Raw genomic sequence first — 23,369 nt, 5'->3', positions numbered from 1 at the left:
CTAGGGCAATTGGGCCCGCATCACAGGTCCTCTTCGCGTCCCGTTTTGGAGACGGGTCCGCGCCTGCTCACAAGTAGCTCAGCCAGGGGCTACGGGTCCGGGCTTTGAGACGCATGAACCAGCGGCAGGCGAACCACAGCGGAAGCGAAACGAGCGCGGCCAAGGCCCAGAGCCAGGGAACGCTCGGCACACTGAAGAGCGCTCCCTGATTGGGTCCGAACAAGGCGAGCGCCACGCTGTTGAGTCCGTGCAGTAGATAGAGATGGAGCAGATAGAAGAACAAGGGGGCCGCACCAAAGGTGGAGAGGAGCGCCAGGAGCCTCGACGGCACATGGTCCAGCGCCGCGAGCAGCAGCGCCCCTCCCCCCATCGTCAGCAGGAGGAAATCCAGCGACGGGGGGTACTTGGTCAGGTTCAGGAAGGAGAGCAGGGAGAGGAGTGGCGTCGCACCGCTCGTCCATGGGACAGGCTCGCCATACCCATTGGCCAGCCGCAGCAGGATGAACAGCGCCAGCGCCGCGAGCCCCAGTGCGTACAGCCTGAGCCGGCGAACCGTCGGGTTCACCTGTCCGGCGAACCAGGGGCCAATGCCATAGCCGAGCGCGATCACGCCGATCCACGGCAGCAGAGGATAGGACGTGCGTGCGCGGGCTCCCCAGGGCAGCGCGATGAAGTCGCGCTTGTGGAGGATCGCCCAGAGGGTGGCTCCGGGCGTCCCGGGCTCGAAACGGACGGAATCGAGCAGGTTGTGTCCGAAGACGATGGCCAGGCCCAGCACCACCAGCGCCGGCCTCGGCAGCCATAAGAGCCCGGCCAGCGCGATCATCGACAGTCCGATGGCCCAGATGACCTGGAGGAAATAGGTGGACGGGACGAGCGCGAACGTCCAGGCGAAGTTGACCAGCGTCAGCTCCAGCAGGACGAGGAACAACCCGCGCTTGAGCAGAAACTCGGCGGTGGCGCGCCTTCCACCCCGGCGCTGACCATGCAGCCAGGCCGAGAGCCCGGTCAGCGCGACGAACACGGGCGCGCACAGGTGCGCGAGGAGCCGGGTGAAGAAGAGGCCAGGCGGCGTGGTCGCCACGTCGACCGGATCGCTGACCTGCGCGTGCATGTAGAAGAACTCGCGCGCGTGATCGACGAGCATGAGCAGCATGACGAAGCCCCGCAGGGCGTCGATGGTGGCGATCCGTCCCACGGCCACGCGCATTCCCGGCAACTCGCCGCTGCCTGGCACCGTCTCCACCTGCCGCTTCGCTGTCGCTCCCGTTGGCACTCCTCGTCCCTTCGGCATGAGTTACAGCAGCCCTACACTTGCAACGTAGTTGCGTCAATCGACGACGCTCTCACACCTGCCCTCCAGGCGAGCCAGCCGTTCCGTGGGAATTCCAGCCCCCCAAAGCGCCTTGACAAATAAAGTTGTCAAGGATGGGATAGGGCCATGCTCGACGTGGAAGTCATCGAGGATCCAGTGACGGCGGCGGTGGCGCTCGAGCCCGTCAAGAGCCTGCTGCTCGCGGAACTGGCAACGCCCGCCTCCGCCGCGACGCTCGCCGCACGGATCGGAATGGCCCGGCAGAAGGTGAACTACCACCTGCGTGCGCTCGAGGAGCACAAGCTGGTCCGCCAGGCCGAAGCGCGGCAGTGGGGTGGTCTGACGGAGCGGCTGCTCGTGGCGACCGCCACGTCCTACGTCGTCTCCCCGAGCGCGCTAGGCCCTGTCTCCACGGATCCGGGCCGCACCGCGGACCGGCTGTCCGCGAGCTACCTCATCGCACTGGGTGCACGCATCGTGCGCGAGGTCGGCGAGCTCTGGCGCCGTGCAAGGGAGGCCGACAAGGCCCTGGCCACCTTGGCGGTCGATACCGAGATCCGGTTCCGCTCTCCCACGGAGCGCGCGGCCTTCACTCGCGAGCTGTCTCACGCCATCACGGCGCTGGCCGCGAAGTACCACGATGGCTCGGCGCCTGGTGGGCGCGCCCATCGCCTGGTGCTCGTCTCCCACCCCCTCCCCCAGCAGTCCCCAGGAAAGGATCCCTCATGCCCGTGAAGAAGGACACAGCGTCTCCTCGGAGCCCAAGGCCAAGGCGTGGGATGCCCTCACCCGCCCACTCGGCCTCGCGGGCAGCGCCGTTGGCGACCGGGTGAGCACCCCCGCCGACGCGCCGCCCCTGACCGGCCGCGTGGAGTGGGCCGGTCAGGCCAAATGGCCCGAGGAGCTGCTCGTCCTGCTCGACGGGCCGGCCCCTGGTTTCGTCCACCTGGGCGCCCATCCCATGGGCGGCCAGGTCTTCCTGAGCCTCCGCTTCTTCTTGTTCGGCGACCAGGCCCCCGCAGCTGTCGCGCGCGCGGAGGCTTCATGGCGAGCGTGGCTGACGCGGCATTTCCCCACCGCGTCCGCATAGTTCACGCCAGTGCCCGCGGCGCGCCGCTCCGACACGCTCGCGCTCAGACGAGCCGCTTCCCGTTGACCAGTTCCAGGCCCAACGGGTTGCCGCGATAGTGGATGGGATCCAGGAGCACCTTGCGAATCTTCCATCCGTCCGGGGTCTTCTCCACCTCGTGCGTATAGCGGGCGATGATGGTCCACTCCTGCTGGATGCCGCCCAGGGTGAAGTAGTGGGCGACTTCCGCGTAGGCCATCACCTCGGCCAACGTGCTGCTCTTGAAGCGGATTCTCACGCTCGTGGCGGTGGCGTGCTGAACCTTGCTGAAGGGCACCAGGGACGCCCTGCCAAACTCCGCCAGCTCTTCCCGCGTGAGGTAGGAGGGATCTCCGCCGCCCCTGAAGCGGGTGTAATCCGCGGTGACGTGGGGCGTGAAGACGTTGGCCCAGCGGCTCCAGTCTCCCGTATCCCGGCCGAAGTCGATGGCCTGGCCGTACTCCGCCACCAACTCCTGGATCGCGATCCAATCCAGAACGTACTGAAGGTCTTTGTCTTTCAGGTTCATGTGCCTTGGCCTCAGTTGCAGTAGTACTGGGGGGCGAGCTCGAGGACGCGCTGCTCGGCCAGGGGAGAGAGGGCGCGCAGGCGGGAGAGGAAGAGTGGAGCCTTCATCCCCATCCCGATGAAGGACCAGATGTAAGAGCGCTCCTGGGCCGTGAAGAGCTCATTCCGCTCGGCTTCCGTGAACGTGCGTCCCGCGGCCTTCTCCAGGGTCTGGAGATCCAACTGGAGCTGTGCGTTCAAGGTGCCCCGGAGAGCCTGGAGCAGCTCGGCGTACTCGGCCATGGCCGCAGCCACCGTCTCGGGCTCCTTGGCGATGATCTTCTGGGCCTCCAGGAAGTCGAGACGGGTGTGCTGCGCCTCTTCGAGCCAGTGGTGCTTGAGCAGGTTGCAGAACAGCGGGTCGAGCTTCTCGCGCTCATTGTCGCGGATGGTCTCCACGTAGTGCTGCTGCGTCATCAGCTCCATGTGGAGGTTGAAGATCAGCACGCCGAGGTTCGACTTCGTCATGATGGCCCTGGCCACCTGGACCTGGTTGTCGAGGAGGGCCGGGGCAACCTTGAACCCGCGAGCGAACGTGCTGGTGAACCGGGAGAAGAGCTGCTGGTGCTTGATCTCCTCCTCGGTGAAGCGCAGGAGGGCGCGCATGTGGGTCGGGTTCTCGTGGAGCTCGAGGCCAGCACGGTGCGCAGCCAGGGCCACGGCATACTCCTCCAAGAACAAGAACATATGGGCGTAGCTGTTGGAGCGAATCTGATTGAGCATCAGCTTCTCCTCCGCGCTCAAGCAGCCGATCGCCTCGGTTCCCGTGATGGCGTCCGAGAGGATGCGCCGGCTGAAGTCGATGACAGTGTCCTTGGGCAACACGTCGTCGAGCCGCCACGACACACGCTCGGAATTCTGAATGCAGGATTGATACTCAGAGTCGTGATTGGTCATGACCCAAGGTGACAATCACTCAACCGTTCGTGTCAATGTAGGCACCTGGAGAGCACGGGCCCGCCCCGGGCTCGTTCAATCCCGGTCCAAGAATCCATCCTGCCGCGCAGTCTCAACCCAATGACCGACCAGGCCAGGCGCGTCCAGCGCACCTATCTGCTGCTGACCTTGCTGTCGACGCTGGCGGCCTCCTTCATCTGGGGCATCAACACCCTGTTCCTTCTCGATGCCGGCCTCAGCAACACCGAGGCCTTCGCCGCCAATGCGTTCTTCACCGCGGGACAGGTGCTCTTCGAGGTCCCCACCGGAGTGGTGGCGGATAGCTGGGGCAGGCGCACCTCGTATCTGCTCGGCACGGCCACCTTGTTGGTCTCGACGCTGCTCTACCTCGCCATGTGGCAGGCCCGTGCGCCGATGTGGGGCTGGGCCATCGCGTCGATCCTCCTCGGTCTCGGCTTCACGTTCTTCTCCGGTGCCACCGAGGCCTGGCTGGTCGATGCGCTCACCTTCAGCGGAGCCAAGGACACCCTCGAAGCGGTGCTCGCCAGGGGGCAGATCGTGGCGGGTGCGGCCATGTTGGCAGGTTCGGTTGCGGGCGGCGTCGTCGCCCAGCTGACCGACCTGGGCATGCCCTATGTCCTCCGATCGGTGCTGCTCGGTGTCACGCTGGTCGTGGCCTTCCTCTCGATGAAGGATCTCGGCTTCACGCCCGAGCGTGGCAACGGTCCGTTGGAAAGAATGCGGGTGGTGGTGCGAGGCTCACTCGAGCACGGCTTGCAGAACCCGCCGGCGCGCTGGCTGATGCTGGCGGCCCCCTTCACCATGGGGGTGGCTATGTTCGCCTTCTACGCTTTCCAGCCCTATCTGCTTCAGCTCTATGGCGACGAGCGCGCGTTCTGGATCGCCGGTCTGGCGGCGGCCATCATCGCCGGGTGCGAGATGGTCGCGGGGTTGATTGCACCCTATGTGCGAAGGCTGTTCAGCCGGCGCACGCACGCGCAGCTCGTCGCCACGGCCATCGGCATCGGCAGCCTGGCCCTCTCGGGATGGACAACGAGCTTCTGGGTGGCGATCGCGGCGCTGGTCGTCTGGGCACTGTCCCAAGCAGCGAGCAGGCCCATGAGGCAGGCGTATCTGAACGGCGTCATCCCCTCGGGACAACGCGCGACCGTGCTCTCTTTCGACAACCTGATGGGCTCCGCTGGGGGAGTTGTGGTGCAACCCGCCCTGGGACGTGTGGCCGACGTCGGTGGCTACGCCTCGGCCTACGTCGTCGGCGCGGCCATCCAGGCCGCGTCGTTGCCCTTCCTGGTGTTTGCCCGGCGGGAGAACGCACCCGCGGATCACATCAAGAACTGATGGCCCGTCAGGACTCCGGCACGGGCGAGGCGCGGCCAAAGTCCCGGAGGATCTCCGCCGCACCGCGCGAGAGCAGCTCCTCGGCGAGCGCCTCGCCCACCGCGAGCGCCGTCTCCACCGGGCCGCTGCGCTCTCCCTCCACCACCTTCGTCCCGTCCGGCCGCCCCACCAGCCCCCGCAGGAGGACGGTGCCGCCCTCCACGGTGGCGTGTCCCGCCAATGGCACGGTGCACCCACCCTCCAACCGGGCCATGAAGGCGCGCTCGGCCGTCACCGCCACACGCGTGATGTCGTCCTCCAGCGGCGCCAGCAGACCGCGCACCTCGGCGTCCTCGGTGCGGCACTGGATGGCGAGCACCCCCTGCCCCACCGCGGGCAGGCTCACGCTGGTGGGCAGCACCTCCGTGATCTCCGTCTCCAGCCCCAGGCGCTTGAGGCCCGCGTAGGCGAGCACCGCACCGTGCAGGCCCAGCTCGCGCACTCGCGCCAGCCGCGTCTGCACGTTGCCCCGCAGGCTGATGATCTCCAGGTCCGGCCGCCGGGAGCGTAGGATGCAGCTGCGCCGCAGCGAGGAGGTACCCACGCGAGCTCCCTTGGGCAGCATGTCCAGCGAGAGCCCCGCCGGGCTGCAGAAGGCGTCGCGCGGATCCTCGCGCTTGGGAACGGCCGCCAGCAGCAGGCCCGCGGGCAGCACGGACGTCATGTCCTTGAGGCTGTGCACGGCCAGGTCCGCGCGGCCATCGAGCATCGACTGCTCGATCTCCTTCACGAACAGTCCCTTGCCCCCGACGGTGGACAGGGGCGCGGAGAGGAAGCGATCCCCCGCGGTGGTCATCTCCACCAGGGTGCACACCAGTCCGGGGTGCTGCTGGGTGAGCAGCGAGGCCACGTGCCGGGCCTGCCAGAGCGCCAGCGGGCTCTGCCGCGTGGCAATGCGTACGGCCTTCATCCCTTGCCTCCGTTGGCCACCACATTGGGGCCAGCCGTCTCTGTGGACGGGGGCGCTTCCTCGAGACCAAAGAGCTCAGCGGCGGCACCGGCCAGCCGGTTGCCCTCGTGCTCGGGCCCTACCGCGCGCAGCCGGGCCGTGGGCTCGTGAAGCAGCTTGTTGACGATGGCACGCGCCATCGCCTCGACACTCTTGCGTTGCTTGTCGGTGAGGCCATCACCAATGGCGGCGAGCGTGCGATCCACCTCCGCTCGGGCAATGGCCTCACCGCGCTGGCGCAACTGGGCGAGCACGGGCACGCCATTGCGCACGGCCCGGTCGCGCACGAAGCGCGCCACTTCCTGGGCCACCAGCACTCCCGCCTTCTGCGCCTCCTCGGCGCGGGCAGCGGCGTTGTCCGCCACGAACTTCTGGATGTCGTCCACGTCGTAGGCGTGCACCCAGTCCAGCTCCCCCACCTCGGGGGCGATGTCGCGCGGCACGGCCAGGTCCACCATGAAGAGCGTGCGGTGCTTGCGCGCCTTCGCCACCGCGCCCACGTTCTCCTTGGTGAAGATGGGCACCGGCGAGGCCGTGCTGCACACCACCACGTCCGCCGCGGTGAGCAGTGTGAACAGCTCGTCGAAGGAACGCGCGGTAGCCCCCACCTCGGCCGCGAGCGCCTCGGCGCGCGCCAGCGTGCGATTGGCCACCAGCAGCTTCGTGGCGCCGGCCTGCTTCAGGTGACGCGCGGCCAGCTCCGCCATCTCGCCCGCGCCCACCAGCAGCACCGTCTTGTCCTTGAGCCCGTCGAACACCTTGCTCGCCAGCGCCACGGCCGCGCTGGCCATGGAGGTAGCGGCCCGGCCAATGGCCGTCTCCGTGCGCACCCGCTTGGCGCAGCCGAACGCCGCGGCGCACACGCGCGTCAGCTCGCCGCGCACCGCACCCGAGCCCTGGCCCCGCTCGAAAGCGTCCTTCACCTGGCCGAGAATCTGCGCCTCGCCCAGCACCATGGAGTCCAGGCTGGAGGCCACTCGGAAGAGGTGCACCAGCGCGTCCTCGCCGCGGTGCTCGTAGAGGTGCTCCAGCGTCTCCGGGCCTCCCAGCGTGTGCAGCTCGTTGCGGGCGCTCTCTCGCACCCGATTCATGTCCGGCGCGGCCAGGTACAGCTCCACCCGATTGCAGGTGGACACAAGGAAGGCCTCGTTGGGTGACTGGGCCAACCGCTGGAGCAGATCCACCTGTCGGGCGTCCGGCAGCGCGAGCCGCTCACGCACCCCGAGGGGCGCCGTCCGGTGCGACAGGCCGATGCACAGGAACTCCATGGCTAGCGCAACCCCCCACCCACGCGGATGAAGTCATACGACGAGAGGAAGCACACCAGCAGCAAGCCAAACCCCGTCATGGTCAACAGCGCGACACGCCGGCCCCGCCACCCGCCGAAGGAGCGAGCGCCCACGAGCGCGGCGAAAACAGACCAGGCCACCAGCGTGGCGATCTGCTTGGACGTCCAGGTCCAGAAGAAGCCCGGCGCCGCGCTGGAGAAGAAGGCCCCGGTGACGAGCGTCACCGACAGGGCAATGAAGCCCACCACCACCAGCTGGCGGTTGAGGGTGTCGAGGAACTCCAGCGAGGGCAGGCGCGAGAAGAGCAGACCGAAGCGCTTGCCCTTCACCTGCCGCTCCATCAGCAGGTACATGAGCGCCACCCCCGCGGCCAGCGCCGAGGCCGCCACGCCCAGCAGGGCGATGGTGATGTGCACCGGCAACAGGGGCCGCTGCGCCTCCGGGCTCAGCACCTGCCCCTTGTCCAGCAACAGGCCCGGCAGCAGCACCGCCACCACCAGCGGGGTGATGAAGGCGCCAATCACCGGCCGGCGGTAGCGCACGTCCACCACCAGGAAGATGGCCACCAGGAGGAAGGCGAAGGTGGAGAAGCCCTGGGCCACCCCCACCGGACGGCCACCCTGGGCTCCGAAGAGTCCGAAGAGGGCCACTCCATGCAGGGCCAGTCCCGTGCCCACCAGGACCCGGCCGGCTGTGGCGAGCGCGTCCAACTGCCGGACGAGGTAGACGAGGTAGACCAACGCCGCGACGACATAGGCGTGGCAGGCGAGGGAGACCAGCGCGTGGTTCATGGCGGATACAACCCACTAGACTGAGTGCGTCAGCCCATTTTGTTCAGAAGGAAGGCAGCGAGGAGATCCGCCTCGGAGCCCGGCTTGCCGTCCGCCGAGGCGCCCTCCGAGGAAGGGACGGGTACCTCGGCTACATAACCGGGAACAACCTCGTATGCCGTCTCTCCGAGCAGGACCGAGTCGGCCATCTGCTCGGCCCCCAGGGACTGGAGCTGGGCCTCGGTCTTCACCCTGGCGACCAGATCGTTGGCATCCTCACCAGTGACGAGCTGCACGATGTGCACTGCGGGTGTCACCGGGTACACACCTTCCTCACCGGTCACCACCAGCACCCCGTCCTTCACATCCGCTTTGTCCTCCAGTGCCCACTCCTCGAGCTGGGTCTGGGGAAGGAAGAGCCTCATCACCACGCTAGCTTACACCTCCGCGCTCCGAGCCGAAGCGTCATCTTCCAGAACCGAGAACCGGTTGCGACACTCCCGCCCCTGCCGCATCTAAGCAGGCAAAGGACCCGGAAACCGGTCCTTGCAGGCCCGGCGGGCGCGTACTAGAGCACGCGCCCCTCTGCTTACCTGCACGCCCAAGGAGACACCATGGCAGGCGCTGACGTGATGAACATCGGGGACGCGGATTTCAACAAGGAAGTGCTCAAGTCCGACCAGCCCGTGCTGGTGGATTTCTGGGCCACGTGGTGCGCCCCGTGCCGGGCCATCGCGCCCATCGTGGATGACGTGGCCACCCAGTACAAGGGCAAGGTCAAGGTGGCCAAGGTCAACATCGACGACAACCAGGACACGCCGCAGCAGTACGGCATCCGCTCCATCCCCACCCTTCTGCTCTTCAAGGACGGCAAGGTGGTGGAGCAGATCGTCGGCGGCAGCGGGCTCAAGCCCAAGCTCGAGGCGGCGATCAAGAAGGTCATCTGACCTCGCCGGCCCGCGCGGAGTGCCCCCCTCTCGGGACTCCGCGCGAACGGCTCACTCGCCGCGCCAGGTATCCGTGGGGTTGTTGGCCTTGAGGAGCTCCCACGCGGCGAGCGCGTCCACCACCCGCTCCAGCTCGTTGGGCAGGCCGCGGGCGCGGTTGGAGCGCAGGTAGTCCTCGGCGAAGGTGCGCAGCCGCATGTCCAAGAAGAGGCGTGCCAGCGACACCTCCGTCTGTCCGTAAAACTCCTCGAAGCGGATGCCGAAGCCGGTGGGCTCGTCCTCGCGGCGCGGACGCTGCTCGCGCACGATGAGGGCACGCGCCTCCACGGGCGCCGCACCCGGCTCCAGCGAGAAGCGCACCCTCAGCTCGGTGTCCATGGGCAGGAAGAAGGTGCTCTCCAGGAAGGCCCCGCCCACGCTCACGTTCGCCGAGCGCAGGGTGGCCGTGAAGCGCCGATCTCCCTCCTCGTCAATCCACAGCTCGAAGTTGGTGGCGAGCCGCGCGCGCGGGAAGTGCCGGTGCTCCACCTCCTCCTCGGCCCCCACCTCGATGATGGGAGAGAAGAAGCTCCGGGGGGCGGCTGGCGCCGCGGGTGACGCCGGGGAACGGGCGGGCAGTCCGGGCCGGGCGGGCGGCGCTGGGGGAGAAGCGGGACGGCGGAGCGGATCCACGCGCGGAGCGGGGGGAGGCGCCGCACGGGCCGGCTCGGGACGCGGGTCCGGCGCACGGGGGGCCGCTGGAGCGACAGTCTCCACGCGCTCGGTCTCTTCCGCCTGGCCAGCTGTCTTCTTCCGGGAGCCCTTCCTGTCCATCTTCTCCTCCGGGGGAACGGACACAGATTTCCATACCCCAACCGGCGCGTTTCATACACCATGCGCGCGCCTGTCCGCGCGCGGAGATTGTTGATGCTGGGAAACCTCCTGAAGCCCGAGTTCGACGCGCTCATCGCCGCCAAGGACTGGGACGCACTGCGTGAGGCCTTCTCGGAGATGGATCCGGCGGACGTGGCCGAGGTCATCGAGGACCTGCCCGCGGACGAGAGCGGCATCATCTTCCGGCTGCTGCCGCGTGACACGGCGGCGCTCGTCTTCGAGTACCTGCCGCCGCATCAGCAGACGGAGATCGTCGGGACGCTGGGGCGGGAGCAGCTGAAGAACCTGCTGGACGAGATGGCGCCGGATGATCGCACGCGCCTGCTGGAGGAGCTGCCGGCCGAGGTGACGAAGCGGCTGCTCACCTCGCTGTCGCCGGAGGAGCTGAAGGTCGCCCGCAACCTGCTGGGCTATCCGGAGAAGAGTGCCGGCCGCTACATGACGCCGGAGTACCTCACCATCCCGGGAAACCTGACGGCGGGCGAGGCGCTCGCGTACGTGCGCTCCCACGGCCAAGGCCGTGAGACGATCCACGTGCTCTACATCGTGGACGAGAAGGGGCGGCTGCTGGACGACGTGCGGCTGGCGTCGCTGGTGCTGGCGGACCCGAACACGAAGGCGACGGACATCCACGACAGGCAGTTGGTGAGCATCCCGGCCACGGCGGACCGCGAGGAGTTCATCAGCATGTTCGAGAAGTACGACCGGGTGGCGCTGCCGGTGACGGACTCGCAGGGCGTGCTGGTGGGCATCATCACCGTGGACGACGTGCTCGACGCGGCCGAGGAAGAGGCCACCGAGGACATCCAGCGCATCGGCGGTATGGAGGCCCTCGAGGCACCCTACCTGGACATCGGCATCGCCGGCATGCTGCGCAAGCGCGTGGGCTGGCTCACGGTGCTCTTCGTGGGGCAGATGTTCACCGCCACGGCCATGGCCTACTACCAGGACGCCATTGCCCAAGCGGTGTTCCTCAGCGCGTTCGTGCCGCTGATCATCTCCTCGGGAGGCAACTCGGGCTCCCAGGCCACCTCGCTCATCATCCGCGCGCTGGCGGTGCGCGACGTGGAGCTCAAGGACTGGTGGAAGGTGGCGGCGCGGGAGATCGCCAGCGGCATCGCCCTGGGCCTCTTCCTGGGGCTGCTGGGCTTCCTGCGCATCCTGATGTGGCCCCAGCGCGAGATCATCTATGGCCCCCACTACATGTGGGTGGGCCTGGCGGTGGGCCTGAGCGTGGTGGGCGTGGTGATGTTCGGCACGCTGTGCGGCTCGATGCTGCCCTTCCTGCTGCGGCGGCTGGGCCTGGATCCGGCCACGGCCTCGGCTCCCTTCGTGGCCACGCTGGTGGACGTAACCGGAGTGGTCATCTACTTCACCGTCGTCACCCTCATCCTCACCGGCCGCGCGCTCTGACTTCGGGGCCCGCTCAGAACATGTGGCGGCGCATGCTGATGTTCACCAGCAGCCCGATGCTGAGCATCACGCTCACCAATGAGGAGCCGCCGTAGCTCAGCAGCGGCAGCGTGATGCCCGTCACCGGCAGCAGGCCGATGACCATGCCGATGTTCTCGAACACCTGCCAGAAGAGCATGGCCACCACCCCCACTGCGGTGAAGGCACCGAATCTGTCTCGGGCGTTGAAGCCCACCCCCAGCCCGAAGGTGAAGATCAACCCGTAGAGCACCAGCAGGAGCACGCACAGGATGAAGCCCTGCTCCTCGGCCCACACGGAGAAGATGAAGTCCGTGTGCTGCTCGGGGAGGAAGGACAGACCCGTCTGCGTCCCCTCCTTCCAGCCCTTGCCGGACATGCCTCCGGAGCCCACGGCGATCTTCGACTGGGCGGCGTGGTAGCCGCTGCCGCGCAGGTCCGACTCCGGATCCAACCACCCGGAGATGCGCTTGCTCTGGTGCGGCTTGAGCAGGTGCCGGACGATGGTGGTACGCGGCTCGGGCGCGTCCCGCACGTAGTCGTTCCAGATGACGATGGCCCCGGCGAGGATGCCCGCCACCATCACCGCCACCAGGTACCAGCGCACCTTGCCGAACAGGATGACCGTCAGCGAGGACAGGAAGATCATCAGCGCGGTGCCCAGGTCCGGCTGCACCAGCACGAGCGTGAACGGCACCATGACGATCAGCACCGGCTTCACCAGGCGCTTGAGGCCGTAGGAGCCGTCACCGGGCTTGAAGTCGTCGTGGTACACCTTGGCCAGCATCAGCAGCACGCCGATCTTCATGAACTCGGCGGGCTGGATGCGGATGGGGCCCAGCACGAACCAGCTCTCGGCGCCCTTGGCCTTGTGGCCGATGAAGCGCAGCGCGATGAGCGCCAGGATGTTGGCGATGTAGATGGGCAGCGCCATCCGATGGAGGACGCGGTAGTCCACCAGGCACACCACCGCGCCAATGGCGAGGCTGACGCCCAGGTAGAGGGCCTGGCTCGTCCACACCGGCGAGGCCTGCGCGCGCGACGCCGAGGCCAGGTTGTAGATGCCCAGCCCCGCCACCGCGAGCACGCTCAGCAGCAGCCCCCACGGAATGTGGGGCACCATCCGCCGCTCAATCCGCAGCTGCATCATCGCCTCCAGCCACAGCGGTGCTGCGGGTGAGCACGTCCGCCACGCTCGGCGCATCCGGCAGCGTCGAGACGTAGGGCGTGTTCTGACGCGGCGGAGGGTTGGCGGCGTCCTCCTTCTTCAGGTCGAAGTACTTCTTCATGACCGCCATCGCGGTAGGCGCGGCGTCCGCGCCACCGTGGCCACCATGCTCGTTGATGACGACCACGGCGATCTCGGGATCCTCCGCGGGCGCGAACCCGGCGAACCACGCGTGGTCGCGCTGGAAGAAGTCCATCTGGTGCGTCTTGAGGCGCACCGCGCCCAGCGAGGCCACCTGCGCAGTGCCCGTCTTCCCCGCCACCGTGACGCCCTTCAGCCCCGACTGCACCATCGCCCTGTAGGCGGTACCGCCCGGCACCATCGCCGTGGCGACCAGCCCCTCCACCACCGCCTTGCGGTGCGCCTCCGGAATCTCCACCTTGTTCACCACCTGCGGGTCGAACTGCTGGAGGACCTCGCCATCCAGGCCCTCGACGCGCTCGACGAGCTGCGGCTTGTACAGCGTGCCCCCGTTGCCAATGGCCGCATACACCATGGCCATCTGCAGCGGCGTCACGTTGTCGTCGCCCTGGCCGATGGCGCTGTTGAGCGCCATGCCCTTGGTGTACCCGCCCGGCGAGGCCTTGTTGTGGTACTCGCTGCTGGGCATGATGCCCGGCACCTCGGCGAGCACGCCGATGCCCGTGGGAGCCCCCAGGCCGAGCGCCTTGCCCATCTCGGCGATCGGATCCAACCCGATGGTATCCGCCACCTTGTAGTACCAGGTGTCACACGAGTACTGCAGCGCCGTCCTGCCGTTCACCGGACCATGGCCGCTGTCCTTGTGGCAGCGCCAGGTCCGCGAACCGAGCCGGTAACCGCCCGGGCAGGTCACCACGGTCTCCGGCCGGAAGAGGCCCGACTTGTAGGCCGCCAGCGCGGTGATCACCTTGAAGGTGGAGCCCGGACTGAAGTGGTCCGCGGAGATGCGGTTGATCATCGGCTGGAGCGGATCCTTGGCCAGCGAGGCCATCTGCGCCGGGGTGATACGGCCGGTCAGCAGGTTGGGATCGAACCCCGGGCGCGACACCACCGCACGGATGAGCCCCGTCTTCACGTCCACCGCCACCACCGAACCGGCCGCGCCTGGGAAGGCCCGCTCGGCCTCCTCCTGCAAGCGCATGTCGATGGACAGCACCAGGTTGTTGCCCGGCCGCGAGGACACCACCGCGTCCTTGCCCAGCTTGTCGCTGAACTCCTCGATGACCTTTCCGCGCGCGTTGACGACTTCCTTGCGCACACCGTCCGTGCCCCGCACCGTGGACTCGAAGTAGCGCTCCAGGCCTCGCCGCCCAATGTAGTCGCCCAGCGCGTAGTGGCCGCCCTCGGAGTTGAGCTTCTCCAGCTCCTCCGTGGTGATCTCATTCATGTACCCGAGCACGTGCGACAGCACGCTCGAGGTGCGGTAGTTGCGGTGCGGCACGGGCACCACGTCCACGCCGTCCAGCATGTCGCGCCGGGCGTTGATGCGGTCGTACTCGTCACGCGTGAGATCGATGCGCACCGGCAACGGCTGGAAGGGCGCCGTGCGGCGCGCCGACTTCACCTGATCCTCCACCTTCTTGCGCATGGGCTCGTCCCAGCCGAGCAGCTCGCCCAGGCGCGGCAGCACATCCTGCGCGCAGTTGGTGCAGAACGCCGGGGTGACGAAGGCGTCGAAAGACGGACGGCTGTCCACCAGGATGGTGCCGCGCCGGTCCTTGATGAGGCCCCGGTCCGCGCGCAGGCGCACCTCCTTCACGAAGTTCGCCACGCTCTTGGCGGCGTACTCCTCGCCCTGGGTGATCTGCAGGCGGTAGAGCTGGACGGCGAGCGCCACCACCCCAGCGACCATCGCCAGGCCCACCCAAACGAAGCGGCGCTTGAGATCGCGCCCAGGAGTCGTCTCGGACAGCGTCGGAGGCGTCAACGCAGCAACCCCGCGGAAGAGGTACGATCCTGCGACGCCTCGAAGCGCCGCAACAAAGGATAGAGGAACGCTGCCGCCACGCCCGTGAGCGTCACCTGCAGCGGCAGGCCTGGCAGCAGCGCCGAGGCCGAGCCCACTTCCTTCGTGGTGAGCCAGGTGAAGAAGCTGGCGAGCACCCCATGGCCCACGTCCGCGCCCATGGCGAAGAGGACGAAGGCCACGCGACCGCGCACTTCCACCAGGCTCACCACCAGCTTGCCCACCAGGAAGGTCAAGACGGCCAGGAAGGTGAAGAGGCCCGTGGGCTGACCGCTCATCAAATCCAGCAGGTAGCCCACCGAGAAGGAGGAGATGGCCCCCTCCAGCGTCGTGGCGCGCATGGCCAGGAAGGCCACGAGCACCACCGTCACATCAATGCGGCTGATGGCCAGGCCGAGCTGCTGCACCACCACCGACTCCAGGGTGAGCAGCAGCAACGCCAGTCCGATGGTGACCAGGAACTTCATCTAACGCTCACCTCCGGAACCACCCGCCGAACCCTGCACCAGCGCTCCGAAGGGGTTGCCCATCACGAGCACCTCCTCCAGCCGCGTGGTGTCCACCGCGGGCACCACATCGCCACCCAGGAACATGCCGTGCTCCGTCTTCTCCAGGCGCGTCACCTTCCCCACCACCAGCCCCGGCGGGTATACGCCGTCCGTGCCGGAGGTGATGATGAGATCTCCCTCCTGGACATCCTCGGTGCGCAGCATGTTCTCCAGCCGCAGCGGACCCTTGCCCGCCCCGGCCGCCGTGCCCCGCGCTCGCGAGCGCTGCACCCGCACACCTACCCGGCTCTGGAGATCCGTCACCAGCGCCACGTCCGCCCACCCGCCCGTGGTACGCACCACCTGGCCGATGATGCCGTCCGGCGTCACCACGGACATGCCGCGGAACACCCCGTCCGACTCGCCCCGGTTGATACGCACCGACAGCAGCTTGGCCACCGGGTTCACCCCGATGACCCGCGCGGGAATCTCCGGCCCAGGCGCCGCCTCCGCGTAGCCGAGCAGGCCTCTCAGCCGCTCGTTCTCCGCCCGCGTCTCGCCCAGCGCTTGCACGGTCGCCCGCAGCTGGAGGTTCTCCGCGCGCAGCTCCTCGTTGGCCTGCCGCACCTCGCGCAGATCGATGTAGCCGTACACCACGGCCTTGGCCCCATCGATGAGGCCAATCAGTCCGCGCTGCAGGGGGGCGGACAAGCCAATGACCGCCCGGTCCACGAAATTGGGATCGCGCCCGCGCCGACCCGTCGTCAGGAAAGCCCCGAACGGGTAGAGCAGCAGCACGCCCACGATGAGAAGCGTTCGGTAGCGCTTGAGAAGCGACAGCACTTCGTGAAGGTCCGTGTAGGAGAGAGGGAGCGGCAGCTACGACAGGGGGGCTCGCTAACTACTCTGAATCGCTTGCATTTTCCGGGGTGTTGCTCTAGGCAGTCAAGGTCTTCACGGAGGGTGGCGTTCCATCGTCCACCATCCGACCGGGCACCCAACACATGCGCGCCGAGAATCCTTCCACAGGGGGAGTCACCCGGCGCGTCTCAAGGCAAAAGGCATCATGAAGGACGCTCTCGAGCCGCGGAAGGTCGTCATCTACCTCTTCATCATCGCGATCGCGGTGGTGTTCACCCTCCAGTTCGGACCAGGCAGCTCGGGGTTCGGCGCCGCCCCGAGCGGGGCTGCTGCTGCCCCGTCGGCCCCCGCGGTGGTCAACGGCAAGGAAATCCCGTTGATGGAGTTCCGTCGGGAGTACGTGAACCAGCTGCAGTACCTGCGCTCGCAGGGCCAGCCGGTGTCCGAGGCGATCGCCCGCCAGTTCGGTCTCCCCCAGTCGGTGCTGGAGCGGATGGTCAACACGGAGCTCCTGGCCCAGGCGGCCGAGCGTCACGGGGTGAAGGCCTCGGATGAGGAGGTGCTGAAGATCCTCCAGCGCGACCCCTCCTTCCACAAGGACGGCCAGTTCGACTACGGCACGTACCAGCAGGTGCTGCGCGACTACTACCGCCAGACGCCCGCGGACTACGAGGAGGACATCCGGCGGCGGCTGGCGGCCCAGAAGATGCTGGGCATCGTCCAGGGCGGCACGGTGGTGTCCGAGGACGAGGTCCGCACCCGCTTCGAGAAGGAGGGCAACCAGGCGCGCATCGTGTTCGCCCGCTTCCTGCCCAGCATGTACGCCGCCAAGGTGCCGGCCCCCAGCGCCGCGGACCTGACCGCCTACAAGCAGGCCCATGAGAAGGAGCTCAAGGAGTACTACGAGGCCAACCGCTTCGTGTACCAGCAGCCCGAGCGCATCCGCGCGCGGCAGATCCTCGTGAAGCTGGCCCCGGACGCCACGCCGGAGGCGAAGGCCAAGGCGATGGAGCGCGCCCAGGCGCTGCTCAAGGAGATCGAGGGCGGCAAGGACTTCGGCGAGGTGGCCAAGGCCAGCAGCGAGGATCCGGGCACCAAGCCGAGCGGCGGGGACCTGGGCTGGGTGGAGCGCAACAACTGGGATCCGGCGCTGGCCAACGCGGCCTTCGCGCTCGAGCCGGGCAAGGTGACGCAGCCCATCGAGACGAAGTTCGGCGTGCACCTGGTGAAGGTGGAGGAGAAGAAGCCGGCCCAGGACAAGAAGCTGGAGGAGGTGCAGGACGAGATCGCCACCAACCTCTACAAGAAGGACAAGGCCAAGGAGCTGGCGCGCGTCGAGGCCGACAAGGCGCTGGCCCAGGTGAAGGCCGGCAAGACGATCACCGAGCTGTTCCCGCCGGAGAAGGAGCAGCCCGCGCTGCTGCGCTTCGAGACGGAGACGCGTCCGGAGGCGGTGCAGACGGACACCTTCAACGCCGCCAGCCTCAACGTGCCCCACCTGGGCCCGGCGCCGGAGCTGCTCGGCGCGGTGTTCACCAGCAAGGGCCCGCAGGCGCTCGACCAGGCGTTCCCCGTGGGCGAGGGCTTCATCATCGCCCAGGTGACGGAGCGCCAGCTCGCGGATGACGCCAACTTCGCCCAGAAGAAGGAGGAGCTGCGCAAGCAGGCCGAGCAGGCCAAGCAGTACGAGGTGGCCGACTCCTTCCTCAAGTCCCTGCGCAAGAGCGGCACGGTGGTGACCAACAGCACCGTCCTCGACCAGGTGACCGGCGGGTAGTCGTCACGAGGGGCTTCGGCCTCTCGTCCAGGGGGCGTCTCCCTTCGGGGGGGCGCCCCTCTGTATTTTCCGCCTACTTCTTGCGGGGCATCATGGGCATGTCCGCGTGGGGCACCGCGAGGCACACGTCGTCCCGGCCCCGCGCCTTGGCCGCGTACATGGCGAAGTCCGCCGCCCGCACCAGGTCCACCGACGACAGCGCGTGCTCCGGGTAGGTGGCCACCCCGAGGCTCGCCGTCACCTGGAGATCCAACCCCGCCGCCTCCTGGAAGCGCCGGTTGCGGAAGGTGTCGCGAATGCGCGTGGCGCTCGTCATCGCCCCGTCCGTCCCCGTCTCCACCAGCAGCAGGGCGAACTCGTCCCCGCCGTAGCGGAAGACGTAGTCCAGCTGCCGGCAGCAGGAGACGAGCAGCTCGCCCACCTCCTTGAGCACCGCGCTGCCCACCAGGTGGCCGTGCTGGTCGTTGATGGACTTGAAGCGGTCCAGGTCCAGGAAGATGAGCGACACCGGGTGGTGGAAGCGCTGCGAGCGCCGCACCTCATGCTCCAGCTGCGCGCGCAGGTGCCGGGCGTTGTAGACGCCCGTGTGCTCATCCGTGATGGTCAGCTCCTGCACCCGCCGGAAGTTGCGCGCGTTCTCGATGGCGATGGCCGCGAAGTCCGAGATGGCCGTCAGCGCCATCAGGTCATCCTGCGTGAAGGGCCGATCCGTGGCCCCGTTCACCAGCTCGATGACGCCCAGCACCCTCCCCCGGGCAATCAGCGGCACCGCCACGATGGAGCGGGTGCGGAAGGCCGAGGCATTGTCGAAGCGGGAGGCGAACGTCGGGTCGCGCGTCACGTCCTCCACCAACCGGGCCGTCCCCGTGGAGAAGACCGTGCCGGCGATGCCCTCGCCCGGGGCAAGCTGGAGGCCCTTGAGCACCTCGGCCCCCTCCCCCACGGCGATCTCGAAGTAGAGCTTGCCCGTGCGCTCGTCCTGGAGCAGCAGCGACCAGTTGCGGGGTCGGAGCAGGCTGCGCACCTTCTCCATCATCAGGTTCAGCACCTCCCGCAGCTCGAGCGTCGAGGTCAGAGCCTTCGCGATGTCGTTGTAGGCGGCCAACTGCTCCACCGTGCGCGTCATGGCCGCGAGCAGGTCCGCGGGATTCATCCAGGGTCCACTCCAGGGCGCAGTTCTGCTAGAGGCGAGCCGTAACATGCACACCTCAGTGGGTCAAACCCGGCTCGTTCTCGCGTCCGCTTCGCCGCGGCGGCGCGAGCTCCTCGGCCAGCTCGGACTGGCTTTCGACGTGTCCGCGGCGGACATCGATGAAACCCCCCACCAGGGCGAGGCCGCCCCAGCCTACGTGCTGAGGCTGGCCCGGGAAAAGGCCCGAACGGTGGCAGCCCGCAATCCCGGGGCCTGGGTGCTGGCCGCCGACACCACCGTCGTCCTCGGGGAGGAGCTGCTCGGCAAGCCCCACGACGAGGCCGAGGTCCGGGCAATGATGGGCCGGCTGTCGGGTAGGACACATGAAGTCCAGACTGGCGTCGCGCTCGCCGGCCCCACGGGCGAGCAGTCCATGGTGGTCCGTACCCGGGTCACCTTCCGCCCCCTGAGCGCGGGGGAGATTGCCTGGTACGCCAGCACCGGCGAGTCCCTGGACAAGGCGGGCGGCTACGCCATCCAGGGAAAGGGCGGCTTCCTCGTGGCGACCATCGAGGGCAGCCCCACCAACGTCATCGGCCTGCCCCTGGGAGAGACCTTGGAGCTGCTCGCCCGGGCCGGCGTCCCCCTTCCCTGGAGCAAGCCATGAGCAGCGTCGCCCAGCGACTGGCGGAGATACGGGCCCGGGTGGCCGCGGCCTGCGCGCGTGCGGGCCGGGAGCCCGGTTCCGTCACCCTGGTGGCCGTCTCCAAGCTGAAGCCGGCGGCCCTCATCCGCGAGGCGTACGCGGCGGGGCAGCGGGACTTCGGGGAGAACTACGCCCAGGAGTTGCGGGACAAGGCCGCGGAGCTGGCGGACCTGGAGGGCCTGCGCTGGCACGCCATCGGGCCGCTGCAGACGAACAAGGTGAAGTACGTGGCCAAGGCCGCGCAGTCCTTCCATGCGCTGGACAGGCTGGAGGTGGCCCAGGAGCTGTCGCGTCGTCGGCAGGACTCGCCCATTCCCTGCTTCGTGGAGGTGAACGTGGGCGGCGAGGCCAGCAAGAGCGGGCTGGCCCCCGAGGCGCTCGGACCCTTCCTGGAGTCCGTGCGCGCGCTGCCAGGGCTGCGCGTGGAGGGCCTCATGTCGCTGCCCCCGCCCACCGAGGACGAGCAGGTGGCGCGGGGCTACTTCCGCACCCTGCGAGAGCTGGCCCGCCAGCACGGACTGCCGGGCCTGTCCATGGGCACCACCCACGACTTCGAGCTGGCCATCGAGGAAGGGGCCACCCTGGTGCGGGTGGGCACCGCCATCTTCGGCGAGCGGACCTGAGCACAGGGCCCCTGCCCGGGGCTCACAGCTCCTTGAACTTGAAGCGGCCGTTGTCCGAGCCCTTCACCGCGAACTCGAGGCCGCAGTAATTGCAGAGCACCTCCTGGCCGTCCGCGAGCGCCTCCTCGAGCGGGTTGTTGGCGTTGCACTCGGGGCAGTCGAAGTCCTTACGGCCGTTTTTCGAGCCCGAGTCCTTCTCGTCCTCGTCCTCGTAGAAATCCAGCGGCATCGCGTCCCTCCTGGGCCAGGCACCGGCTCCACGCCGGCCGGGCTGGGCCCAGGCTAGCAGCCTCGCGGGGCGAAGGGCTCCCCCACTCCATGTGGCCGCTACCGGACAGAGTCTCGGCCCTGGCCGCATACTGGCCAACCGGGCACCGCCCGCCTCCCACTCGGGCGCGCACGAATGGGGGAATTCTGGGGTTGAATGGGCCCCACGGCCATCCGTCCACCAGGACGCAGCCGGGGAATCGCGGGCTGGCGGTGGAGTTGGCACCCCAGGATGCGGCTGCCTACCTTGCCAGGAGCCATCGATGCGCATGCAGTTCCAGGGAATGTTCACGGGGTTGCTGTTGAGCCTCCTGTTGTCTGGGGCGGCCCTGGCCCAGGGTGGGCGTCCATCCGCATTTGGGCCCGGTGAGCAGGCGCGCTATCGCATCCAGTACCTCGGGATAACGGCGGGCTCGGCGCAGGTGACGGTGGGCGCCCCCATGAAGCAGTGGGGCAAGGAAGTGTGGCCCATCGTGTCGCTGGCGAAGTCGGAGTCGATGGCGGGCGTGTGGCCCGTGAAGGACAAGTACGTCTCCTATTGGGACTTTGGCGCGCAGCGGGTGCTGGGCTCGGACATGCACGAGGACCAGAACAACAAGCGCCGCCGCGTGCGCGTGAAGCTGGCCGAGGACGGCAAGTCCGCCCTGGTGGTGAAGCAGAAGGAGGGCGAGGCGCCCCGCGAGTACTCCCATGAGCTGGCCGAGGGCACCCTCGACGTGGCCGGGGCGACCTTCGCGCTGCGCAACCGCATGCTGGAGGTGGGCCAGGAATACTCCTACCCCGTCTTCACTGGCTCGAAGACCTTCCTGATGAAGGCGAAGGTGGAGGCCCGGGAGACGATGGACACGAAGCTGGGCAAGCAGGAGGTGTTCCGGCTGCGCGTGTACACCGAGTTCTCCGGCAAGCTGGCCTCCAAGCGCGACATGGTGGCCTGGTTCACGGCGGACGCACGCCGCCTGCCGGTGCGCATCGAAGCGGAGCTCGCCCTGGGTTCCATCGTCGCGGAGTTGACGGAGTACCAGCAGGGCAAGGTCATCGCGCAGGCCACGGCGACGGCCCAGAACGAAACCTAGAGCGGCCCGGGGCCGCACACGGGGGGCAACATGGGGGCGGGTTGGGCGATGGGGTGGTTGCTCGCGGAGTTGCTGGCCGCGGCACCTGGGCCTCGGGTGGTATCCGCGCTGGAGAAGGTGCGGCCGGGAGTCGAGCTGAAGGGTGAGAAGGAGGCCCGGTTGAGCCTCGCGCGGGGTGAGTGCGAGGCCGCCCAGGTGGTGCTTCCCCAGGGCAGCACGCGCGTGCAGGTGAAGCCGCTGGCGCTGCGCGGGCCGAAGGGCGGAACGCTGAAGGCCTCCGTGTGGCGAGAGGCCTTCCTGGACGTGAAGACACCCTCCAACTCCCAGGGTGGCACGGGGCTGTGGCCGGACCCGCTGGTGCCGGTGGAGTCCGCGCCGGAGCCCGAGGGAGCGCCCCACGTCCTCTACGTGGAGCTGTGTGCGCCGGAGTCCCAGGAGCCGGGCACGTACCAGGGCGCGCTGCATGTGGAGGCGGGAGGCAAGCCACTGGCGCCCGTCCCCTTCACCGCGGAGGTGCAGCCCTTCGTCCTGCCTGCCACCTCCTCGCTGCCCAACAGCTTCGGCATCTCGCTCTACAGCATCTCCCGCGCGCACGGGTTGAAGCCCGAGTCCCCGGAGGCCCGCGAGTTGCTGCACGACTACGTGGGCGCGCTGCTGGCCCACCGCATCAGCGCCCATGGCATGAGCATGAACCCACCGCCAGTGCGCTTCGAAGGCGGCAAGGCGGTGGTGGACTTCAGCGCCTACGACGCGGAGATGGGCCCCTTCCTGGAGGGCTCGGCCCTGTCCTCGGGGGCCCGCTTCACCACCGCGGATGTGCGCGACAGCAAGGTGGCCCGCACCGACGCGGAGAAGTCCGCGTACTACCGCGCCTTCGCCGAGCACTTCCGCCAGAAGGGCTGGAAGGCACGGCTCTTCTTCTACGCCAAGGACGAGCCCAAGCCCGAGGACGTGGCGCTCGTGCGCACCCAGGCGCTGCGGGTCCGTGCGGCCAAACAGGACGTGCCCGTCCTCGTCACCGCCCCGCTGGATGACGCACTGCGTGGCTCGGCGGACATCCTCGCCCCCACGCTCAACTGCTTCTTCCCCCGCCCCGGGCCCCAGACGTGCCGCAACGTCGTCCCGCTGCAGACGCTGCGCCGCAAGCTGGACCCCCATGTGAAGGTCTGGTGGTACCAGAGCTGCAACTCGCACGGCTGCAACGGCGGCCCCACCGAGGATGCCGCCGAGGAGAAGGTCTACAGCGGCTGGGCCTCTTACATGGTGGACCACCCCACCCCGCTCAACCGGGCCATGGGCCCGCTGGCCTTCCTCTCCGGGGTGGACGGCGAGCTCTATTTCGACACCGTCTTCGCCTACAACACGAAGGACCCCTGGAAGGACGTCTTCGAGTTCGGCGGCAATGGGGACGGCACCCTCTTCTACCCGGGCACTCCGGCGCGGCCGGGCTTCTCGCGCCACCAGCCCGTGGTGTCCTTGCGCCTCAAGCACATCCGCGATGGACTCGAGGACTACGAGTACCTGCGGCTGTTGGAATCGCTTGGAGAGCAGACATTCGCTCGAGAGGCCGCGCGCCGGCTCACCCGCTCGGGCTATGAAGTGGAGACGGACACCCGGCAGTGGGAGCAGGTGCGCCGGGAGATGACCGCCCGCCTGAGGAAGCGCTGGGAAGCGTCCGAATATGCAAAGCGTTCGGGCGTCCGTCCCAAGTGAATCGGAGAC

General features: G+C 68.2%; 24 protein-coding genes. 10 read left to right on the top strand and 14 right to left on the bottom strand.

Going from position 1 to position 23,369, the window contains the following annotated elements; genetic code table 11:
* Positions 1 to 67: 67 nt before the first annotated feature.
* Positions 68 to 1,294 (bottom strand): acetyltransferase domain-containing protein, encoded by a 1,227-nt coding sequence (locus OV287_RS19075; protein WP_267535463.1) that lies wholly within the window; start codon positions 1,292 to 1,294, stop codon positions 68 to 70.
* Positions 1,295 to 1,441: 147 nt separating this feature from the next.
* Between OV287_RS19075 and OV287_RS19070 the strand changes: the two genes are divergently transcribed.
* On the top strand, positions 1,442 to 2,050 hold the full coding sequence (locus OV287_RS19070) for a winged helix-turn-helix domain-containing protein (RefSeq protein WP_267535462.1): 609 nt from the start codon (positions 1,442 to 1,444) through the stop codon (positions 2,048 to 2,050).
* 94 nt (positions 2,051 to 2,144) lie between these two features.
* The gene (locus OV287_RS19065) at positions 2,145 to 2,405 is read left to right on the top strand and encodes a hypothetical protein (RefSeq protein ID WP_267535461.1); all 261 of its coding nucleotides are present in this window, start codon (positions 2,145 to 2,147) and stop codon (positions 2,403 to 2,405) included.
* A gap of 43 nt (positions 2,406 to 2,448) precedes the next feature.
* Here OV287_RS19065 and OV287_RS19060 read toward each other — a convergent pair whose 3' ends face one another.
* Both OV287_RS19060 and OV287_RS19055 read right to left on the bottom strand, forming a co-directional pair.
* A complete protein-coding gene (locus OV287_RS19060) occupies positions 2,449 to 2,952 on the bottom strand; it encodes a nuclear transport factor 2 family protein (protein ID WP_267535460.1) in 504 nt (167 codons plus the stop codon).
* A gap of 11 nt (positions 2,953 to 2,963) precedes the next feature.
* Entirely contained in the window at positions 2,964 to 3,887 is a 924-nt protein-coding gene (locus tag OV287_RS19055; protein WP_308809630.1) for a hypothetical protein, read from the bottom strand.
* A 120-nt stretch (positions 3,888 to 4,007) separates the two neighbouring features.
* Here OV287_RS19055 and OV287_RS19050 point away from each other — a divergent pair, with 120 nt between their 5' ends.
* Positions 4,008 to 5,246, top strand: coding sequence for an MFS transporter (locus tag OV287_RS19050; protein ID WP_267535458.1), 1,239 nt, complete (start codon positions 4,008 to 4,010; stop codon positions 5,244 to 5,246).
* A gap of 7 nt (positions 5,247 to 5,253) precedes the next feature.
* Here OV287_RS19050 and hemC read toward each other — a convergent pair whose 3' ends face one another.
* From hemC to OV287_RS19030, 4 genes are read right to left on the bottom strand one after another with little or no spacing between them, the layout of a single operon-like run.
* Positions 5,254 to 6,195, bottom strand: coding sequence for a hydroxymethylbilane synthase (gene hemC, locus OV287_RS19045; protein WP_267535457.1), 942 nt, complete (start codon positions 6,193 to 6,195; stop codon positions 5,254 to 5,256).
* A complete protein-coding gene (gene hemA, locus OV287_RS19040) occupies positions 6,192 to 7,502 on the bottom strand; it encodes a glutamyl-tRNA reductase (RefSeq protein WP_267535456.1) in 1,311 nt (436 codons plus the stop codon). The genes hemC and hemA overlap by 4 nt, the downstream gene beginning before the upstream one ends.
* A 2-nt stretch (positions 7,503 to 7,504) precedes the next feature.
* On the bottom strand, positions 7,505 to 8,314 hold the full coding sequence (locus OV287_RS19035) for a cytochrome C assembly family protein (RefSeq protein WP_267535455.1): 810 nt from the start codon (positions 8,312 to 8,314) through the stop codon (positions 7,505 to 7,507).
* A gap of 29 nt (positions 8,315 to 8,343) precedes the next feature.
* Positions 8,344 to 8,718: a hypothetical protein gene (locus tag OV287_RS19030; protein WP_267535454.1), complete on the bottom strand. Its 375-nt coding sequence runs from the start codon at positions 8,716 to 8,718 to the stop codon at positions 8,344 to 8,346.
* 189 nt (positions 8,719 to 8,907) lie between these two features.
* Between OV287_RS19030 and trxA the strand changes: the two genes are divergently transcribed.
* On the top strand, positions 8,908 to 9,240 hold the full coding sequence (gene trxA, locus OV287_RS19025) for a thioredoxin (RefSeq protein ID WP_267535453.1): 333 nt from the start codon (positions 8,908 to 8,910) through the stop codon (positions 9,238 to 9,240).
* Between the two features lie 51 nt (positions 9,241 to 9,291).
* Here the strand turns inward: trxA and OV287_RS19020 are convergent, their stop codons facing one another.
* On the bottom strand, positions 9,292 to 10,053 hold the full coding sequence (locus OV287_RS19020; RefSeq protein WP_267535452.1) for a PilZ domain-containing protein: 762 nt from the start codon (positions 10,051 to 10,053) through the stop codon (positions 9,292 to 9,294).
* A gap of 93 nt (positions 10,054 to 10,146) precedes the next feature.
* Between OV287_RS19020 and mgtE the strand changes: the two genes are divergently transcribed.
* Positions 10,147 to 11,526, top strand: coding sequence for a magnesium transporter (mgtE, locus tag OV287_RS19015; protein WP_267535451.1), 1,380 nt, complete (start codon positions 10,147 to 10,149; stop codon positions 11,524 to 11,526).
* A gap of 13 nt (positions 11,527 to 11,539) precedes the next feature.
* Here the strand turns inward: mgtE and rodA are convergent, their stop codons facing one another.
* Genes rodA through mreC form a run of 4 tightly spaced genes read right to left on the bottom strand, consistent with a single transcriptional unit; the run spans position 11,540 to position 16,051 of the window.
* Positions 11,540 to 12,691 carry a rod shape-determining protein RodA gene (gene rodA, locus OV287_RS19010; RefSeq protein ID WP_267542372.1) on the bottom strand — a complete coding sequence of 384 codons (1,152 nt, stop codon included), beginning with the start codon at positions 12,689 to 12,691 and terminating at the stop codon, positions 11,540 to 11,542.
* On the bottom strand, positions 12,675 to 14,681 hold the full coding sequence (mrdA, locus tag OV287_RS19005) for a penicillin-binding protein 2 (RefSeq protein WP_267535450.1): 2,007 nt from the start codon (positions 14,679 to 14,681) through the stop codon (positions 12,675 to 12,677). Before mrdA ends, rodA begins: the two co-directional genes overlap by 17 nt.
* Positions 14,678 to 15,187 (bottom strand): hypothetical protein, encoded by a 510-nt coding sequence (locus tag OV287_RS19000; RefSeq protein WP_267535449.1) that lies wholly within the window; start codon positions 15,185 to 15,187, stop codon positions 14,678 to 14,680. Before OV287_RS19000 ends, mrdA begins: the two co-directional genes overlap by 4 nt.
* Entirely contained in the window at positions 15,188 to 16,051 is an 864-nt protein-coding gene (gene mreC / locus OV287_RS18995) for a rod shape-determining protein MreC (protein ID WP_267535448.1), read from the bottom strand. It abuts the gene before it with no gap.
* Between the two features lie 223 nt (positions 16,052 to 16,274).
* Here mreC and OV287_RS18990 point away from each other — a divergent pair, with 223 nt between their 5' ends.
* Positions 16,275 to 17,846 (top strand): peptidylprolyl isomerase, encoded by a 1,572-nt coding sequence (locus OV287_RS18990; protein WP_267535447.1) that lies wholly within the window; start codon positions 16,275 to 16,277, stop codon positions 17,844 to 17,846.
* Between the two features lie 73 nt (positions 17,847 to 17,919).
* Here the strand turns inward: OV287_RS18990 and OV287_RS18985 are convergent, their stop codons facing one another.
* Positions 17,920 to 18,999: a GGDEF domain-containing protein gene (locus OV287_RS18985; RefSeq protein ID WP_267535446.1), complete on the bottom strand. Its 1,080-nt coding sequence runs from the start codon at positions 18,997 to 18,999 to the stop codon at positions 17,920 to 17,922.
* 46 nt (positions 19,000 to 19,045) lie between these two features.
* Between OV287_RS18985 and OV287_RS18980 the strand changes: the two genes are divergently transcribed.
* Entirely contained in the window at positions 19,046 to 19,645 is a 600-nt protein-coding gene (locus OV287_RS18980; RefSeq protein ID WP_267535445.1) for a Maf family protein, read from the top strand.
* Positions 19,642 to 20,307 carry a YggS family pyridoxal phosphate-dependent enzyme gene (locus OV287_RS18975; protein WP_267535444.1) on the top strand — a complete coding sequence of 222 codons (666 nt, stop codon included), beginning with the start codon at positions 19,642 to 19,644 and terminating at the stop codon, positions 20,305 to 20,307. Before OV287_RS18980 ends, OV287_RS18975 begins: the two co-directional genes overlap by 4 nt.
* Before the next feature lie 22 nt (positions 20,308 to 20,329).
* Here OV287_RS18975 and OV287_RS18970 read toward each other — a convergent pair whose 3' ends face one another.
* Positions 20,330 to 20,536: a hypothetical protein gene (locus OV287_RS18970; RefSeq protein ID WP_267535443.1), complete on the bottom strand. Its 207-nt coding sequence runs from the start codon at positions 20,534 to 20,536 to the stop codon at positions 20,330 to 20,332.
* A 301-nt stretch (positions 20,537 to 20,837) separates the two neighbouring features.
* On the opposite strand from OV287_RS18970, the gene OV287_RS18965 reads away from it, so the two are divergent.
* Positions 20,838 to 21,647: a DUF3108 domain-containing protein gene (locus OV287_RS18965; RefSeq protein WP_267535442.1), complete on the top strand. Its 810-nt coding sequence runs from the start codon at positions 20,838 to 20,840 to the stop codon at positions 21,645 to 21,647.
* A gap of 30 nt (positions 21,648 to 21,677) precedes the next feature.
* Positions 21,678 to 23,360, top strand: coding sequence for a DUF4091 domain-containing protein (locus OV287_RS18960; RefSeq protein ID WP_267535441.1), 1,683 nt, complete (start codon positions 21,678 to 21,680; stop codon positions 23,358 to 23,360).
* Positions 23,361 to 23,369 lie beyond the last annotated feature (9 nt).

The organism is Archangium lansingense, assembly GCF_026626635.1.
GTDB classification, from domain to species: Bacteria; Myxococcota; Myxococcia; order Myxococcales; family Myxococcaceae; genus Archangium; species Archangium lansingense.
This window is presented reverse-complemented; position numbering and strand designations above follow the sequence as displayed.

Excerpts from the sequence above, each read along its gene's own strand:
- OV287_RS19030 (WP_267535454.1), bottom strand. The coding sequence starts at position 8,718 with ATGAGGCTCTTCCTTCCCCAGACCCAGCTCGAGGAGTGGGCACTGGAG.
- OV287_RS19075 (WP_267535463.1), bottom strand. The coding sequence starts at position 1,294 with ATGCCGAAGGGACGAGGAGTGCCAACGGGAGCGACAGCGAAGCGGCAG.
- hemC (WP_267535457.1), bottom strand. The coding sequence starts at position 6,195 with ATGAAGGCCGTACGCATTGCCACGCGGCAGAGCCCGCTGGCGCTCTGG.
- OV287_RS18975 (WP_267535444.1), top strand. The coding sequence starts at position 19,642 with ATGAGCAGCGTCGCCCAGCGACTGGCGGAGATACGGGCCCGGGTGGCC.
- OV287_RS18990 (WP_267535447.1), top strand. The coding sequence starts at position 16,275 with ATGAAGGACGCTCTCGAGCCGCGGAAGGTCGTCATCTACCTCTTCATC.
- rodA (WP_267542372.1), bottom strand. The coding sequence starts at position 12,691 with ATGCAGCTGCGGATTGAGCGGCGGATGGTGCCCCACATTCCGTGGGGG.
- OV287_RS19020 (WP_267535452.1), bottom strand. The coding sequence starts at position 10,053 with ATGGACAGGAAGGGCTCCCGGAAGAAGACAGCTGGCCAGGCGGAAGAG.
- mgtE (WP_267535451.1), top strand. The coding sequence starts at position 10,147 with ATGCTGGGAAACCTCCTGAAGCCCGAGTTCGACGCGCTCATCGCCGCC.
- OV287_RS19035 (WP_267535455.1), bottom strand. The coding sequence starts at position 8,314 with ATGAACCACGCGCTGGTCTCCCTCGCCTGCCACGCCTATGTCGTCGCG.
- OV287_RS18980 (WP_267535445.1), top strand. The coding sequence starts at position 19,046 with ATGCACACCTCAGTGGGTCAAACCCGGCTCGTTCTCGCGTCCGCTTCG.
- hemA (WP_267535456.1), bottom strand. The coding sequence starts at position 7,502 with ATGGAGTTCCTGTGCATCGGCCTGTCGCACCGGACGGCGCCCCTCGGG.
- OV287_RS18960 (WP_267535441.1), top strand. The coding sequence starts at position 21,678 with ATGGGGGCGGGTTGGGCGATGGGGTGGTTGCTCGCGGAGTTGCTGGCC.
- OV287_RS19055 (WP_308809630.1), bottom strand. The coding sequence starts at position 3,887 with ATGACCAATCACGACTCTGAGTATCAATCCTGCATTCAGAATTCCGAG.
- OV287_RS18970 (WP_267535443.1), bottom strand. The coding sequence starts at position 20,536 with ATGCCGCTGGATTTCTACGAGGACGAGGACGAGAAGGACTCGGGCTCG.
- OV287_RS19050 (WP_267535458.1), top strand. The coding sequence starts at position 4,008 with ATGACCGACCAGGCCAGGCGCGTCCAGCGCACCTATCTGCTGCTGACC.
- OV287_RS19070 (WP_267535462.1), top strand. The coding sequence starts at position 1,442 with ATGCTCGACGTGGAAGTCATCGAGGATCCAGTGACGGCGGCGGTGGCG.
- OV287_RS19060 (WP_267535460.1), bottom strand. The coding sequence starts at position 2,952 with ATGAACCTGAAAGACAAAGACCTTCAGTACGTTCTGGATTGGATCGCG.
- OV287_RS19000 (WP_267535449.1), bottom strand. The coding sequence starts at position 15,187 with ATGAAGTTCCTGGTCACCATCGGACTGGCGTTGCTGCTGCTCACCCTG.
- OV287_RS18985 (WP_267535446.1), bottom strand. The coding sequence starts at position 18,999 with ATGAATCCCGCGGACCTGCTCGCGGCCATGACGCGCACGGTGGAGCAG.
- trxA (WP_267535453.1), top strand. The coding sequence starts at position 8,908 with ATGGCAGGCGCTGACGTGATGAACATCGGGGACGCGGATTTCAACAAG.
- OV287_RS18965 (WP_267535442.1), top strand. The coding sequence starts at position 20,838 with ATGCGCATGCAGTTCCAGGGAATGTTCACGGGGTTGCTGTTGAGCCTC.